At 66.8% G+C, this 14,811-nt stretch carries 12 protein-coding genes; 10 read left to right on the plus strand and 2 right to left on the minus strand.

The features are described from left to right. Positions 1-25: 25 nt before the first annotated feature. Positions 26-1,303, minus strand: coding sequence for an NAD(P)/FAD-dependent oxidoreductase (locus tag ACX9OW_RS01435; protein ID WP_459061796.1), 1,278 nt, complete (start codon positions 1,301-1,303; stop codon positions 26-28). A 161-nt stretch (positions 1,304-1,464) separates the two neighbouring features. On the opposite strand from ACX9OW_RS01435, the gene ACX9OW_RS01440 reads away from it, so the two are divergent. From ACX9OW_RS01440 to ACX9OW_RS01485, 10 genes are all read left to right on the plus strand, one after another. Then, on the plus strand, positions 1,465-2,226 hold the full coding sequence (locus tag ACX9OW_RS01440; RefSeq protein WP_197601205.1) for a gamma-glutamyl-gamma-aminobutyrate hydrolase family protein: 762 nt from the start codon (positions 1,465-1,467) through the stop codon (positions 2,224-2,226). Next, positions 2,223-3,620, plus strand: coding sequence for a glutamine synthetase family protein (locus ACX9OW_RS01445; protein ID WP_065181214.1), 1,398 nt, complete (start codon positions 2,223-2,225; stop codon positions 3,618-3,620). Before ACX9OW_RS01440 ends, ACX9OW_RS01445 begins: the two co-directional genes overlap by 4 nt. A 92-nt stretch (positions 3,621-3,712) precedes the next feature. After that, a complete protein-coding gene (locus ACX9OW_RS01450) occupies positions 3,713-4,822 on the plus strand; it encodes a polyamine ABC transporter substrate-binding protein (protein WP_065176209.1) in 1,110 nt (369 codons plus the stop codon). Between the two features lie 150 nt (positions 4,823-4,972). Then, a complete protein-coding gene (locus tag ACX9OW_RS01455; protein ID WP_459061797.1) occupies positions 4,973-6,139 on the plus strand; it encodes an HlyD family secretion protein in 1,167 nt (388 codons plus the stop codon). Further along, positions 6,136-7,692, plus strand: coding sequence for a DHA2 family efflux MFS transporter permease subunit (locus tag ACX9OW_RS01460; RefSeq protein WP_253119062.1), 1,557 nt, complete (start codon positions 6,136-6,138; stop codon positions 7,690-7,692). The genes ACX9OW_RS01455 and ACX9OW_RS01460 overlap by 4 nt, the downstream gene beginning before the upstream one ends. Continuing rightward, positions 7,692-9,233 carry an efflux transporter outer membrane subunit gene (locus tag ACX9OW_RS01465; protein ID WP_459061798.1) on the plus strand — a complete coding sequence of 514 codons (1,542 nt, stop codon included), beginning with the start codon at positions 7,692-7,694 and terminating at the stop codon, positions 9,231-9,233. The genes ACX9OW_RS01460 and ACX9OW_RS01465 overlap by 1 nt, the downstream gene beginning before the upstream one ends. 164 nt (positions 9,234-9,397) lie before the next feature. Then, complete coding sequence (locus tag ACX9OW_RS01470) at positions 9,398-10,534, plus strand: ABC transporter ATP-binding protein (protein ID WP_459061799.1); 1,137 nt, start codon at positions 9,398-9,400, stop codon at positions 10,532-10,534. Continuing rightward, positions 10,531-11,463 (plus strand): ABC transporter permease subunit, encoded by a 933-nt coding sequence (locus ACX9OW_RS01475; RefSeq protein ID WP_053516578.1) that lies wholly within the window; start codon positions 10,531-10,533, stop codon positions 11,461-11,463. Before ACX9OW_RS01470 ends, ACX9OW_RS01475 begins: the two co-directional genes overlap by 4 nt. After that, the gene (locus ACX9OW_RS01480) at positions 11,460-12,302 is read left to right on the plus strand and encodes an ABC transporter permease subunit (RefSeq protein ID WP_005415928.1); all 843 of its coding nucleotides are present in this window, start codon (positions 11,460-11,462) and stop codon (positions 12,300-12,302) included. The genes ACX9OW_RS01475 and ACX9OW_RS01480 overlap by 4 nt, the downstream gene beginning before the upstream one ends. A gap of 63 nt (positions 12,303-12,365) precedes the next feature. Further along, positions 12,366-13,730 carry an NAD-dependent succinate-semialdehyde dehydrogenase gene (locus ACX9OW_RS01485; protein ID WP_459061800.1) on the plus strand — a complete coding sequence of 455 codons (1,365 nt, stop codon included), beginning with the start codon at positions 12,366-12,368 and terminating at the stop codon, positions 13,728-13,730. A gap of 57 nt (positions 13,731-13,787) precedes the next feature. Here the strand turns inward: ACX9OW_RS01485 and ACX9OW_RS01490 are convergent, their stop codons facing one another. Next, a complete protein-coding gene (locus ACX9OW_RS01490) occupies positions 13,788-14,810 on the minus strand; it encodes a magnesium and cobalt transport protein CorA (RefSeq protein WP_053516581.1) in 1,023 nt (340 codons plus the stop codon). Position 14,811: the final 1 nt, after the last annotated feature.

Consider the following 14,811-nt stretch of genomic DNA (forward strand, 5'->3'; position numbering starts at 1 on the left):
GATTATGTGGCTTGAAAGGGTCCCGCTACCACAACGCATCCCGCAGCCTATACCAGGACATCGCAGCCACCAGCAGCGGCATGCGCAGCAGGCGCCCGCCCGGGAACGGCGCGTGCTTCAGGCGCTGGAACACGTCGAGGCGCTCGCTCTGGCCGGCGATTGCCGCGGCGATCACGTCACCCGCCAGTCCGGCTGCCGCCACGCCGTGGCCGGAGAATCCCTGCGCGAAGTACAGATTGCCGTCCAGTCGTCCCCAATGCGGGGCGCGGTTGCGGGTGATGTCGACATAGCCGCCCCAGACCTGATCGAGAGCGACGTCGGCCAGCTGCGGAAAAACCGCGTGCATGCGTCGCTGCATCACTCCGCGCAGCCCGGGCGGCGGTAGCGCCGAGTAGCTGGCGCGGCCACCGAACAGCAGACGATGGTCGTGGCTCAGGCGGAAATAGTCCAGCGCCCAGGCAGTGTCTGCTACTGCCATGTCATTACGGATCAGGGCGCGGGCCCGTTCGGGGCCGAGGCACGCACTGGCACCGATATAGGTGCCTACCGGCATGATGCGGTGCTCCAGGACTGGCAGCAGGCCCTGCAGCCAGGCATTGCCGGCGATCACCAGATGCGCGGCGCTGACGCTGCCGTGCGCGGTGTGCAGGGCCGGGCGAGGCCCGCGCTGCACGCGGGTGACCGCAGAGTTCTCGTGGATGACCACCCCGGCCGCGCGCGCTGCGTCGGCCAGGCCGCGCGCATACGCCAGGGGGTGCAGGTGCGCGCTGAGTGGATCGAACATGGCCGCGCGATAGCGCGGGCTGTCCAGCTGCCCACGCAGTGTCTGCCGATCCCACCACTGCATCGGGTAATCGTATTGCTGTTGCAGGTGCTCGCAGTGGGTACGCAGCTCGCGCTCGTGGCGGGCACGGATGGCGACGCTGGCGTGGCCCTCACGCCAATGGCAGTCGATGCCGTAGCGGTCGATGCGGGTGCGCATGGCCTGCACGGCGTCACGTGACCAGTCGAACAGATGGCGGGCATCGTCCCGGCCCAGCTGCCGTTCCAGTTCGTCCACCTCGCAGCCATAGCCCACCAGCGCTTGGCCACCGTTGCGACCGGACGCGCCCCAGCCGATCCGCTGGGCGTCCAGCAGGACCACGTGCTGGCCGCGTGAGGCCAGTTCCAGCGCCGCCGTCAGGCCCGTGTAGCCTGCACCGAGCACTGCGACATCGGCCTGCACGTCGCCCTGCAACGGAGGCAGGGCGGCCGGCTCCGGCAGGCTGGCGGCATACCAGCTGGCTGGAAAGGCGGACGTCACTGCGGGCCCCGGAGGCGCAGGGTGGGAAGACGGGGCGGAGGAGGTTGATCGGCGTTCACGCCCCCAGTTTCGCCGATACTTGGCACCTCGCGCGTGATGGCGACGACTTGCCGCACTCGCGCACCTGCGGGTAACGTGTCTGCACGCCAAGGAGTTTCCCCATGCGTCGCCTGCCCTGGGTGGGCCTGCCCACCGACAGTACGGTGCTTGGCCATCATCGCTTTGCGGTGGCCGGCGAGAAGTATGTCCGCGCCCTGGCCGAGGCGGCGGAGGTCACGCCGCTGGTGCTGCCCAGCCTGCAGCCGCCGCTGCCGGCGCGCGATTGGCTGCAGGGCCTCGACGGTCTGCTGCTGACCGGTGCGGTCAGCAACATCGAGCCGCAGCATTACGACGGTGGCCGCAGCTGGCCCGGCAATGCGCATGATCCTGCGCGCGATGCCAATGCCTTCGCACTGCTGCACGAGGCGCTGGCGATGGACCTGCCGGTGCTGGCGATCTGCCGTGGTTTCCAGGAATTGAACGTCGCCCTGGGAGGCAGCCTGCATCCACAGGTCCATCGGGTACCCGGGCTGGCCGATCATCGCGAAGATCCGCAGGCGCCCGTGGACGTGCAGTACGGGCCGTCCCACGCGGTCACACTGGTGGCGGATGGGTGGCTGGCGGACTGGCACGGCGAGGGGAGGGTGCAGGTCAATTCGGTGCACGGCCAGGGCATTGCCCGCCTGGCCAGCGGCCTGCAGGTCGAGGCCCGCGCCGATGATGGGCTGGTCGAGGCGGCACGCAGCCCGCGCCACCGCTTCGTGCTCGGCGTACAGTGGCACCCGGAGTGGCGCGTCATGCAGGCGCCGTTCTATCACGCTATTTTCCGTGCGTTCGGCCAAGCTTGCCGGCAGCATCAACAGAACCAACTGGATTCCCGATGAGTTCCCGAACGCGCCCGCGCAAGACGGCAACGCCCCCCGCACCGCAGGAGAGCAGCCTGCTGCGCTGGCTGAAGGAGCGGCGTATCACCGAAGTCGAATGCCTGGTGCCCGACATCACCGGCAACGCGCGCGGCAAGATCATTCCCGCCGACAAGTTCTCGCACGACTACGGTACCCGCCTGCCCGAGGGCATCTTCGCCACGACCGTCACCGGCGAGTTTCCGGATGACTACTACGAACTGACCTCGCCGTCGGACTCGGACATGATGCTGCGCCCGGATCCGGACACCGTGCGCATGGTGCCGTGGGCCGCCGATGCCACCGCGCAGATCATCCATGACTGCTACACCAAGAATGGCGAGCCGCATGAGCTGGCGCCGCGCAATGTGCTGCGGCGCGTGCTGGCGGCCTACGCCGAGCTGGGCCTGCGCCCGGTGGTGGCGCCGGAACTGGAGTTCTTCCTGGTGCAGAAGAACACCGACCCGGATTTCCCGCTGCTGCCGCCTGCCGGCCGCTCCGGTCGCCCGGAAACAGCGCGGCAGTCGTATTCGATCGATGCGGTCAACGAGTTCGACCCCATCCTCGACCTGATGTACGACTACGCCGATGCCATGAAGCTGGACGTGGACACGCTGATCCACGAATCCGGCGCGGCACAGCTGGAAGTCAACTTCACCCACGCCGATGCGATGGATCTGGCCGACCAGGTTTTCCTGTTCAAGCGCACCATGCGCGAGGCGGCGATGCGCCACGGCGTGTACGCCACTTTCCTGGCCAAGCCGATGGAGAACGAACCGGGCAGCGCCATGCACATCCACCAGAGCCTGGTGCGGGTGAGCGATGGCAGCAACGTGTTCGCCGGTGAGACCGATGCCGAAGGCGAGTTCAGCCCGGTGTTCGGCCATTATCTTGGGGGGCTGCAGAAGTATGCGCCGCAGGCGATGGCGTTCTTCGCGCCGAACGTCAATTCCTATCGCCGGCTGGTGTTCGGCGAGGTGTCGCCGAGCAACGTGCACTGGGGCTTCGACAACCGCACCTGCGGCCTGCGCGTGCCGCTGGATACACCGGAGAACATGCGGGTGGAGAGCCGATTCGCGGGCTCCGACGCCAATCCCTACCTGGCGATGGCCGCCACCCTGGCCTGTGGCCTGCTCGGCATCCGCGAGCGGCTGGCGCCGGATGCGCCGGTCACCGGCAGCGCCAAGGAGCTGGGCTACAACCTGCCGCGCTCGCTGGGCGAAGCGCTGGACGGGCTTGAGCGCTGCGGCGAACTGCAGGCGCTGCTGGGCGAGCGCTTCTGCCGGGCCTACATCTCGGTCAAGCGCAAGGAGTACGAGACCTTCTTCCGTGTCATCAGCTCGTGGGAGCGCGAGTTCCTGCTGCTGAACGTGTGAAAGCGTGGAATAGAAAAATCCGCCGCCGGGGGGTAGGCTGGCATCCGTCGCCGGCCCGAGCCGGCCCCCCTCCCCGCATTCTGGAGCACCCGATGAAGCTGCGTATCCTCACGCTCGGCCTGGCCTCCGCCATGCTCGCCGCCTGTGGCGGTGGCAACGGTGGCAGTCAGGACAGCCAGGTCCTGAACGTCTACAACTACAGCGATTACATTGCCGAGGACACCATCCCGACCTTCGAGAAGGAAACCGGGATCAAGGTGACCTACGACGTGTTCGACAGCGATGAGATGGTCGAGACCAAGCTGCTGGCCGGCAACAGCGGCTACGACGTGGTGGTGCCGACGCTGAACTTCTTCGGCCGGCAGATCCAGGCGGGCGTGTTCCTGCCGCTGGACAAGAGCAAGATCCCGAACCTGGCCAATCTGGACCCGGCGGTGATGAAGCGCATCGCCACCCAGGATCCGGACAACCGCTACGGCGTGCCGTACATGGTCGGCACCACCGGCATCGGCTACAACGTGGACATGCTGAAGGAGCGTTTCGGCGGCAGCACCGACATCGCCAACAGCTGGGACCTGGTGTTCAAGCCGGAGAACATCAGCAAGATGAAGGACTGCGGCGTGACCATCCTGGACACGCCGGCCGACATGATCCCGATCGCACTGCACTATCTGGGCCTGGACCCGCACAGCGGCGATCCGGCCGAGCTGCAGAAGGCGGCCGACCTGTTGAAGTCGATCCGCCCGTACGTGCAGAACTTCCACTCCTCGCAGTACGTCGGTTCGCTGGCCAACGGCGGCACCTGCCTGGTGGTCGGCTGGTCGGGCGACATCATCCAGGCCCGCGACCGCGCCGAGGAGGCCAGCAACGGCGTGCATGTCGCCTATTCGATTCCGAAGGAAGGCGCACCGCAGTGGTTCGACATGCTGGCGATCCCGAAGGACGCCAAGCATCCGGAGGCCGCTTACAAGTTCATCAATTACCTGCTGGAGCCGAAGGTCGCTGCGGCCAATACCAACTTCATCCACTACGCCAACCCGGTGCCGACCGCGACTCCGCTGGTGGACGAGGCGATCCGTACCGACCCGACCATCTACCCGCCGGCCGATGTGGCCGCGAAGATGTTCACCTATTCGATCAACACCCCGGAGACGGACAAGCTGTACACCCGTCTGTGGACCGAGGTGAAGACCGGCAGGTGAGATGACGGTGGCGCCGGGCCATGCCCGGCGGATGCGGGTAGACGTCAGCGCACAGGAAACGGAGGCCAATGGCCTCCGTTTTTTTTTTCACCTTGCCTCCGCATCGCTTCCCCTACCGTCCCGTATGGCACCGACCACCGCCTTCAGACAATGACCGAACAGCCCCAGCGCGCCGACGCCGCCCCTGACGAAACGCCTTCCACCGAGGACAAGCCCTCGCCGCTGAAGAACCCCAAGGTGCGCTGGACGCTGGCCATCATCGGCGTCGTCGTGGTCATCGCCCTGGTTGCCTGGCTGATCTACCACCTGCTGGTCGGCCGCTACCTGCAGGACACCAACAACGCCTATCTGCAGGCCGACGCTGTCGCGGTCGCTCCGCGCATCAACGGTTACGTCACCGAAGTGCTGGTGCAGGACAACCAGTGGGTCAAGGCCGGCGAACCGCTGCTGCGCATCGACCCGCGCACCTACCGTGCCACGCTGGACCAGGCCGAGGCCGTGATCGCCGTGCGCGAAGCCGACATCGCCGCTGCTGCCGCTGGGGTGCAGGGCCAGCAGTCCAGCCTGCTGCAGGCACGCACCCAGCTCACCGCGGCCGCCGCCTCGCTGCGTTTCGGCCGGTCAGAGCTGGCGCGCTTCACCCCGCTGGCGGCCAGTGGTGCGGACACCCATGAACACGTTGAAAGCCTGCGCCACGATGTCGAGCGCGCCCAGGCCCAGTACGATGCGGCCAAGGCACAGATCCAGGGCGCGCAGAGCCAGATCGAAGCCAGCCAGGCCCAGCTCGAGCAGGCCCAGGCCGGACTGAAGCAGGCGCAGGCCGACGCTGCGCAGGCCAGAGTGGCGTTTGAGGACACCGAGCTGCGCGCCCGCATCGATGGCCGTGTCGGCAACAGGACCGTGCAGGTCGGCCAGTTTGTTGCTGCCGGTACCCGCACCATGACCATCGTGCCGGTTGCTTCGCTGTACCTCGTCGCCAATTTCAAGGAAACCCAGGTGGGCCTGATGCGCGCCGGCCAGGCGGCCGAAATCAAGGTCGATGCGTTGCCAGGCACCCCATTGCGCGGCACGGTGGAGAGCATTTCGCCGGGTACCGGCTCGCAGTTCGCGCTGCTGCCGCCACAGAACGCCACGGGCAACTTCACCAAGGTCGTGCAGCGCGTGCCGGTGCGCATCCGGGTGGACGCAGGTGCTGAAGCACGCAAGGTGCTGGTGCCGGGCATGTCGGTGGAAGTGACCGTCGATACCCGCAATGCAAAGGATGCGCGCGAGCGCACCCAGGACGAGGCCGAGGCCATGGCCGCGCCGGCGCGATGAACGCCACCCGTGCCCATGCAGCACCTGCCGCCGGAGGCAAGGCGGATGCCGCGGCCTGGCTGGCCGTGGCGGCCGGCACCATCGGTTCGTTCATGGCTACGCTGGACATCTCCATCGTCAACGCTGCGTTGCCCACCATCCAGGGCGAAGTGGGTGCCAGCGGCACCGAAGGCACCTGGATCTCCACAGCCTTCCTTGTCTCGGAAATCGTGATGATTCCGCTGACCGGCTGGTTCGTGCGCACGCTGGGCCTGCGCACTTTCCTGCTGATCTGCGCCACGCTGTTCACTGCGTTCTCGGTGATGTGCGGCCTGGCCGATTCGTTGCCGATGATGATCGCCGGACGGGTAGGGCAGGGTTTTGCCGGTGGTGCGCTGATCCCGACCGCGCTGACCATCGTCGGCACGCGGCTGCCGCCGAAGCAGCAGCCGCTGGGCACGGCGCTGTTCGGCATGACCGTCATCCTGGGCCCGGTGATCGGCCCCTTGCTGGGCGGCTGGTTGACCGAGAACGTCAGCTGGCACTACGCGTTCTTCATCAACGTGCCGATCTGCGCCGGCCTGGTTGCCCTGCTGCTGCTCGGCCTTCCGCATGAAACGTCTGATTGGGGTGGGCTGCTGCGCGCAGACTGGCTGGGCATCGTCGGCATGACCGCCGGCCTGTCCGCGCTTACCGTGGTGCTGGAAGACGGCCAGCGCGAGCGCTGGTTCGAATCGACGATGATCGTGGTTCTCAGCATCGTCTCGGTGCTGGGCTTCGCGCTGCTCGCGCTGTCGCAGTTCACCAGCAAGGCCCCGGTCATCCGCCTCAACATCCTGTTCCAGCGCAGCTTCGGCGCGGTGTTCGTGATGGTGATGGCGGTGGGCATGATCCTGTTCGGGGTCATGTACATGATCCCGCAGTTCCTGGCGATCATTGCCGGCTACAACACCGAACAGGCCGGCTATGTGCTGCTGCTGGCCGGCCTGCCGACCATCCTGCTGATGCCGTTGATGCCGAAGATGCTGGAAACGGTCGACGTACGCATCATGGTGTTCGGCGGCATGCTGTGCTTCGCCGCTGCCTGCTTCGTCAATCTGGGGCTGACTCCGGACAGCATCGGCCCGCACTTCGTCATAGGCCAGCTGCTGCAGGGCTGTGGGTTGGCGCTGGCGATGATGGCGTTGAACCAGGCGGCCATCACCTCGGTGCCGCGCGAGTACACCAGCGATGCGTCCGGCCTGTTCAACGCCGCGCGCAATCTCGGCGGCTCGATCGGGCTGGCCATCATTTCCACTTTCCAGGAACGCCGCACCACCCTGCACATCGATGCGATCGGCAGCAGCGTTACTGCAAACTCGACCATCGCCCAGGACGCGCTGCATGCCTACGGCCAGCAGCTGGGCGACGCGACCCAGGCGATGGCCGTGCTGGCGCAGACGGTGCAGATGCAGGCGATGGTGATGGCCTACAACGACCTGTTCTGGATCTTCGGCCTGATCGTGGTGGCCACCCTGCCGCTGGTCTTCCTGCTCAAGCCCCTGCCCAAGGGCGTTCCATTGGCGATGCACTGATGACTTCGACGACCTTGCCCGTTTCCCTCCTTCTGCGCCGGCTATGTCCGGCCACCCTGCCGCTGCTGCTGGCGGGCTGCATGGTGGGGCCGGATTACGTGAAACCGGACGTGGCCACGGTCGCTACCGCGCAGGCACAGCTTCCACGCGCGGTGCAGGCCGGCGTGCAGCCCGCCAGCCCGCCCAGCCAGTGGTGGCGCGCGCTCAACGATCCGCTGCTGGACCAGCTGGTGGACGAAGCGCTGCGCAACAGCCCCAACCTGCGCGCCGCCCAAGCCAAGCTGCTGGCCTCGCGCGCGCTGCAGCGACAGCGCCGCGCCGAGCAGCTGCCCAGCGTGGGCGCGGCGGCGGGCTACGCCAACATCAAGGCACCGGATTCGCTGGAAAACAGCGTGCGCGGTCTGGGCGAGAACATCGCCGGCGTGGCCGAGGCCAACGGCCGTCCGCAGGAGGCGGCGCAGCTGCGCCAGCAGTTCGCCGATATCGATCTGGACACCGAGCTGTACGTGGCGGGCTTCGACGCCAGTTGGGAACTGGACCTGTTCGGCCGCCGACGCCGCGCGGCCGAGCAGGCCGCCGCCGAAGCCGAGGCCAACGCCGCAGCACTGGCCGATGCGCAGGTGCAGCTTGCCGCGGAACTGACCCAGGTCTACCTCGGCTACCGCAGCAGCCGCGAGCGTATCGCCCTGGCCGAGCACAACCTCCGAGCCGCCGATGAAAGCCTGCAGCTGACCCGTCAGCGTCGCCAACGCGGTGCGGATTCGGACCTGCAGGTGGAGCGCGCGCAGGCCCAGCTGCAACAGCAGCAGGCTGCGCTGCCGCCGCTACAGGCACAGGCCGACGAAGCCCGGGATGTGCTGGCCCTGATGGTAGGCCGCGAGCCGGGGGCGCTGGATGCGCGGTTGGCGGCAGACCAGCCGCTGCCGGTGCTGCCGGCCAGCGTCCCGGTGGACGATGCGGGCGCGTTGATCCAGCGCCGGCCGGATGTGCGCAAGGCTGAGCGCGAGCTGGCGGCATCCTCGGCGCAGATCGGCCAGGCGATCTCGGCGTATTTTCCGCAGGTGACCCTGCTGGGCAGCATCGGCGCGGGCGCCACCTCGGTTTCCGACCTGGGGCGGGATTCAGCCGCCACCATCGTCGCCCCGTTCCTGCGCTGGTCGCTGTTCGACTTCGGCGTGAACAAGGCCCGTGTGGCCCAGGCTCGGGCCGGCAATGAGGCCCGGTTGGCGGCCTACGAGGGCACGGTGCTGGCTGCACTGCAGGATGCCAACACCGCGTTGGCGCGCTTCGGTGCGGCCCGGCAGCAACTGCAGGCCAGTGTCCGCGCCGAGGCTTCGGCGGACCGTTCGCTGGCGTTGATGAGCCAGCGTCGACAGGCGGGTGCCACCTCGCAGATCGATCTGCTGGACGTGCAGCGCCAGCGGCTGCAGGCGCAGGATGCCGCCGCCCAGGCGCGGCTGCAGTTGCTGGTGCGGTACGTGGCGCTGCAGAAGAGCCTGGGGCTGGGCTGGCAGGAGGCGCCGCCGGTGGCTGTTCGCTGATCCTCTCCGCCGGGCATGGCCCGGCGCTACCCGCATGGCCTGGCTCCGGTAGCGCCGGGCCATGCCCGGCGGGCAACGGCCGCTCGCCATACCCCGTCATACCGTCATCGCCCCCTGGCCGGTAGAATGGCGCCCGCTGTCCACCGCCCGCTCCCGGAGCCCCCATGCCCGTTGAAGCCCAGCCGGAAGCCGCCGCCGTTGATTCGGTGAGTGCGCCCGGCTATCTCTCCATTCGTGACCTGCGCAAGGAATTCGACGGTTTCGTCGCCGTCGACGACGTCTATCTGGATGTGCGCAAGGGCGAGATCTTTGCCCTGCTGGGCGGCTCCGGCAGCGGCAAATCCACCCTGCTGCGCTGCCTGGGCGGCTTCGAGACACCCACCAAGGGCAGTATCACCCTTGATGGGCAGCGTCTGGACGCGTTGCCGCCCTATCAGCGGCCGGTCAACATGATGTTCCAGTCCTACGCCCTGTTCCCGCACATGACGGTCGAGCAGAACATCGCGTTCGGCCTCAAGCAGGACGGGCTGGGCAAGGATGCGATCGGCAGGCGCGTCGGCGAAATGCTGGAGCTGGTGCAGATGGGCCACCTCGGCAAGCGCAAGCCGCATCAGCTGTCCGGCGGACAGCAGCAGCGCGTGGCGCTGGCACGCTCGTTGGCCAAGGGCCCCAAGCTGCTGCTGCTGGATGAGCCGATGGGTGCACTGGACAAGAAGCTGCGCTCGCAGATGCAGCTGGAACTGGTCAGCATCATCGAATCGTCGGGCGTGACCTGCGTGATGGTCACCCACGACCAGGAAGAAGCGATGACCATGGCCACCCGCATCGCGGTGATGGATGCGGGCTGGATCCAGCAGGTCGGCAAGCCGGACGAAGTGTACGAGCAGCCGGCCAACCGGTTCGTCGCCGAGTTCATCGGCTCGGTGAACCTGTTCGACGGCGTGATCGACGAGGACCTGCCGGAGTATGTGACCGTACGATCGCCGCTGTTCCCGGCGCCGATCTACATCGCCCATGGCATCACTGGATATGAAGGGCAGCCGGTCGCATTCGCGCTGCGCCCGGAAAAGGTGATGATCGGCAAGGACGAGCCGGAAGGGCACACCAACAAGGCACAGGGTGTGATCGAGGACATCGCCTACTTCGGCAGTCACTCGGTCTACCACGTGCGCCTTCCCAGTGGAGCCAAGGTGCTGGCCAACTTCGCCAATTCGCAGCGCTGGGCCAGCGATGGCCTGACCTGGGGTGACAGCGTGTGGGTGCACTGGCGCGACAATGACGGCGTGGTGCTGACCTCATGAGTGTCGCCGGGCTGAAGCGCTGGCTGCCGGGACTGCGCGCCACGGTGATCGGTGTCCCGTATCTGTGGCTGCTGCTGTTCTTCGCAGTGCCCTTCCTGATCGTATTGATGATCAGCTTCTCGCACAGCCGTGTCGGCTCGCCGCCGTACACCTGGCTGCTGCAGTACGTGGACGGCGGGTTCTCGCTCAAGCTCAACCTCGAGAACTATCTGGCGCTGTTCCGCGATTCGATCTACGCCCAGGCGTTCCTGAGTTCCATCAAGATCGCAGCGATCTCCACCTTCCTGACCCTGCTGATCGGCTACCCGATGGCCTATGCCATCGCCCGGCTGTCGCCGGCGGCGCGCAACGTGGCGATGATGCTGGTGGTGTTGCCGTCGTGGACCTCGTTCCTGATCCGCGTGTACGCGTGGAAGGCGATCCTGGACCGCAACGGCCTGCTCGACCAGTTCCTGCAGTTCACCGGTCTGCAGACGCTGATGACCGGCATGGGGCTGCCCAGGCTGCAGCTGATCGATACGCCGACCGCGGCCTATATCGGTATCGTCTACTGCTATCTGCCATTCATGGTGCTGCCGCTGTACGCCAACCTGGTCAAGCATGACCACCGCCTGCTGGAGGCGGCCTACGATCTCGGTGCGAAGCCGTGGCAGGCCTTCCTGCGCATCACCCTGCCGCTGTCCAGGGCCGGCATCATCGCCGGCTGCATGCTGGTGATGATTCCGGCGGTCGGCGAGTTCGTCATCCCTGAGATGCTCGGCGGATCGGAGACGTTGATGGTTGGCCGGCAGCTGTGGAACGAGTTCTTCAACAACCGCAACTGGCCGGGCGCCTCGGCGATGGCGGTGGCGATGATCCTGCTGCTGCTGGTGCCGATCCTGCTGTTCAACCGTTCCCAGCAGCGCCTGCTGGAAGGGAAGCAGGCATGAGCCCGCGTACCGCCAAGGGCCTGGGTCTGGGCGTGCTGCTGCTCGGCTTCGCCTTCCTGTACCTGCCGATCCTGCTGTTGATGTTCTATTCGTTCAACAGTTCGCGGCTGGCGATGGTATGGGCGGGCTTCTCCACCCGCGCCTACAGCGATCTGTTCGCCGACCGTGCACTGATGGACGCGATGTGGACCAGCCTGGTGGTGGCGTTCTGGACCGCCTGCACCGCCACGGTGCTCGGTACGCTGGCGGCCATGGTGATGACCCGATTCAAGCGTTTCCGCGGCAAGCCGCTGTTCGGCGCGCTGGTCACCGCGCCGCTGGTGATGCCGGACGTGATCCTGGGTTTCTCGCTGATGGCGCTGCTGGCCTCGATGGGGGCCATTCCGGGCTTCCCGGCGCGTGGACTGGCGACCATCTGGATCGCCCACGTCACCTTCACCCTGTGCTTCGTCACCGTGGTGGTGTCTTCGCGCCTGCAGGAAATGGACCTGTCGCTGGAAGAAGCGGCGATGGACCTGGGGGCCAGCCGGCTGACCGTGTTCACCCGCATCACGCTGCCGATCATCGCCCCGGCACTGGTAGCGGGCTGGCTGCTGGCCTTCACGCTGTCGCTGGATGACGTGGTGGTGGCCAGCTTCGTCGCCACGCCGGGCTCGACAACACTGCCGATGAAGGTCTTCGCCTCGGTCCGCATGGGCATCAGCCCGAAGATCAATGCGCTGGCCACGCTGCTGGTATCGGCGGTGTCGATCGCGGCGGTGATCGGCTGGTACATCAACGCGCGCGCCGAGAAGCGTCGCCAGCGCGACCTGCAGCTGGCGCGGCAGGACAACGGCTGATCCGGCAACGCGCGGCTCACGGGCAAGGGCGCACACTGGGGATCTGCCTGAAGGAGATCCCCCATGACTGTCGAGATCATCGATCCCACCACCGGCCAGGTGACCTACCGCCATGAACTGATGGGCGCTGCCGACGTCGAGCAGCGCCTGCAGGCCGCGGCCGACGCATTCCCGGGCTGGGCCGCACGTTCGCTGCAGGAACGGGGTGCCATCCTGCGAGGGATCGCCGCGCAGCTGCGCACGCGGCGTGACGAGCTGCAGCAGGCGATGACGCACGAGATGGGCAAGCTGAAGGCCGAGGCATTGGCCGAGGTCGACAAATGCGCGGCGGCCTGCGAGTACTACGCCGATCACGCCGCCGACTACCTCAGGCCCCAGCTGATCGATACCGAGGCACAGCGCAGCTACGTGCGCTACGAGCCGATCGGCTGCGTGTTCGCGGTGATGCCATGGAACTTCCCGGTCTGGCAGGTGTTCCGCTTCCTTGCGCCTGCCTTCATGGCCGGCAACGTGGCGCTGCTCAAGCACGCCAGCAACGTGCCCCAGTGTGCGGACCTGATCCTGGCGGTGTGCCGCGACGGTGGCCTCCCGGCCGGTGTGTTCGACGTTCTGCACATCGACAACGACCAGGCGGCCGAGGTGCTGCGCGATGCGCGGGTGAAGGCGGTGACGCTGACCGGCAGCGAACGCGCCGGGCGTTCGATCGCGTCCAATGCGGGCAGCCAGCTGAAGAAGTCGGTGATGGAGCTGGGGGGCAGCGACGCCTTCGTGGTGCTGGACGATGCCGACCTCGACAAGACCGTGGCGGCCGCAGTGAAGTCACGCTTCGACAACAGTGGGCAGACCTGTATCGCTGCCAAGCGCTTCATCGTGGTGGAGCGCGTGGCCGATGAATTCACCCGCCGCTTCGTCGAGGCCGCTGGTCAGCGCCGGTATGGCGACCCCAGCGAGCGCGAGACCACGCTGGCACCGATGGCCCGCGCGGACCTGCGCGACGAGCTGCACAAGCAGGTGCAGGCGAGTGTGGCCAAGGGGGCGCGGGTGCTGCTGGGCGGCGAGCCGATTGCGGGCACGCATGCCGGCTATCCGGCCACCGTGCTGGACCAGGTCGGGCCGGGCATGCCCGCCTACGACGAGGAACTGTTTGGGCCGGTGGCTGCGGTGATCCGGGTCAAGGATGAAGAGGAAGCGCTGCGCGTGGCCAACGACACCCGCTTCGGGCTGGGCGGCAGTGTCTGGACCGGAGACCCGGTGCGTGGCGAGTCCTTCGCCCAGCGCATGGAATGCGGTGCGGCCTTCGTCAATGCCATCGTCAAGAGTGACGCGCGGCTGCCGTTCGGCGGCAGCAAACAGTCAGGCTTCGGCCGCGAACTGGCGGACCATGGCATCCATGAGTTCATGAACATCAAGACCGTCTACGTGGCCTGATGATGCATTCCGTGTGCCACGGTAAAGAAGCAGCCGAGCCCGAACCTGGGCTCGGCTCTACAACCACCGCGCGCGCTTGAACAACCGGTACAGGCCCACGCAGACACCGCCCACGCCGACGATCATCAGCGGGTACGCCCATGGCTGGCTCAACTCCGGCATGTGACTGAAGTTCATGCCGTACCAGCTCGTGATCAGTGTCGGCGCCGCCAGCAGGGCCGCCCACGCACCCAGCCGCTTCACGGTTTCGCCCTGCGCCAGCGTCACCAGCGAGAGGTTCACGCTCAGTGCGGTACCCAGCATCTCGCGCAGGGTATCGATCACGTCGCTGATGCGCACCGCATGGTCATGCACGTCGCGGACGTAGAGCTTCACTTCGTCCGGAATCAATTCGCCCTGGTAGCGGCGCAGCTGCGCCAGCACGTCCTGCAAGGGGGCCACGGCCATCCGCATCTTGTTCAACTCGCGCTTGAGCTCGTACAGGCGCACCACGGTGCTGCGCTTGTAGCTCTCGGCGAAGATGTCCTTCTCCAGCAGCTCCAGCGTGTCGCGGAAGCGGTTGGTGATCGGCAGGTAGTTGTCGACCACGAAGTCGGTGACGGCATACAGGCAATACGACGGACCCATCTTCAGCAGCTGCGGCTCGCGTTCCACCCGGGCACGTACTGGTGCATACGACAGCGAAGCACCGTGGCGCACGGTCACCAGGAAACGCGGCCCGAGGAAGGCGTGGGTTTCACCGTACTGGATGCGCTCATCGACCATCTGCGCGGTGGTCATCACCACGAACAGCGAGTTGCCGTAGGCTTCCACCTTCGGCCGCTGGTGCGCATTCCGCGCGTCCTCGATCGCCAGGTCGTGCAGGCAGAACTCCTCCTGCAGCTTCAGCAGCACGTCTTCATTGGGGTCGAACAGGCCGACCCAGACGAAGCCGTTGCCGCTGGCGATGACGTCGCTGATGGCGTCCAGGCTGATGTCATGGCGGACGCCCTGCTCATCGTAGTGAACGCAGTTGATGACGCAGGCGGGATTGGCCGAAGCAGGTGCGGCAGCGGAGGCGGGCAGTGACATGCCCGCCATC

The organism is Stenotrophomonas genospecies 5 (assembly GCF_054473825.1).

Excerpts from the sequence above, each read along its gene's own strand:
- ACX9OW_RS01440 (WP_197601205.1), top strand. The coding sequence starts at position 1,465 with ATGCGTCGCCTGCCCTGGGTGGGCCTGCCCACCGACAGTACGGTGCTT.
- ACX9OW_RS01445 (WP_065181214.1), top strand. The coding sequence starts at position 2,223 with ATGAGTTCCCGAACGCGCCCGCGCAAGACGGCAACGCCCCCCGCACCG.
- ACX9OW_RS01450 (WP_065176209.1), top strand. The coding sequence starts at position 3,713 with ATGAAGCTGCGTATCCTCACGCTCGGCCTGGCCTCCGCCATGCTCGCC.
- ACX9OW_RS01455 (WP_459061797.1), top strand. The coding sequence starts at position 4,973 with ATGACCGAACAGCCCCAGCGCGCCGACGCCGCCCCTGACGAAACGCCT.
- ACX9OW_RS01460 (WP_253119062.1), top strand. The coding sequence starts at position 6,136 with ATGAACGCCACCCGTGCCCATGCAGCACCTGCCGCCGGAGGCAAGGCG.
- ACX9OW_RS01465 (WP_459061798.1), top strand. The coding sequence starts at position 7,692 with ATGACTTCGACGACCTTGCCCGTTTCCCTCCTTCTGCGCCGGCTATGT.
- ACX9OW_RS01470 (WP_459061799.1), top strand. The coding sequence starts at position 9,398 with ATGCCCGTTGAAGCCCAGCCGGAAGCCGCCGCCGTTGATTCGGTGAGT.
- ACX9OW_RS01475 (WP_053516578.1), top strand. The coding sequence starts at position 10,531 with ATGAGTGTCGCCGGGCTGAAGCGCTGGCTGCCGGGACTGCGCGCCACG.
- ACX9OW_RS01480 (WP_005415928.1), top strand. The coding sequence starts at position 11,460 with ATGAGCCCGCGTACCGCCAAGGGCCTGGGTCTGGGCGTGCTGCTGCTC.
- ACX9OW_RS01485 (WP_459061800.1), top strand. The coding sequence starts at position 12,366 with ATGACTGTCGAGATCATCGATCCCACCACCGGCCAGGTGACCTACCGC.
- ACX9OW_RS01490 (WP_053516581.1), bottom strand. The coding sequence starts at position 14,810 with ATGGCGGGCATGTCACTGCCCGCCTCCGCTGCCGCACCTGCTTCGGCC.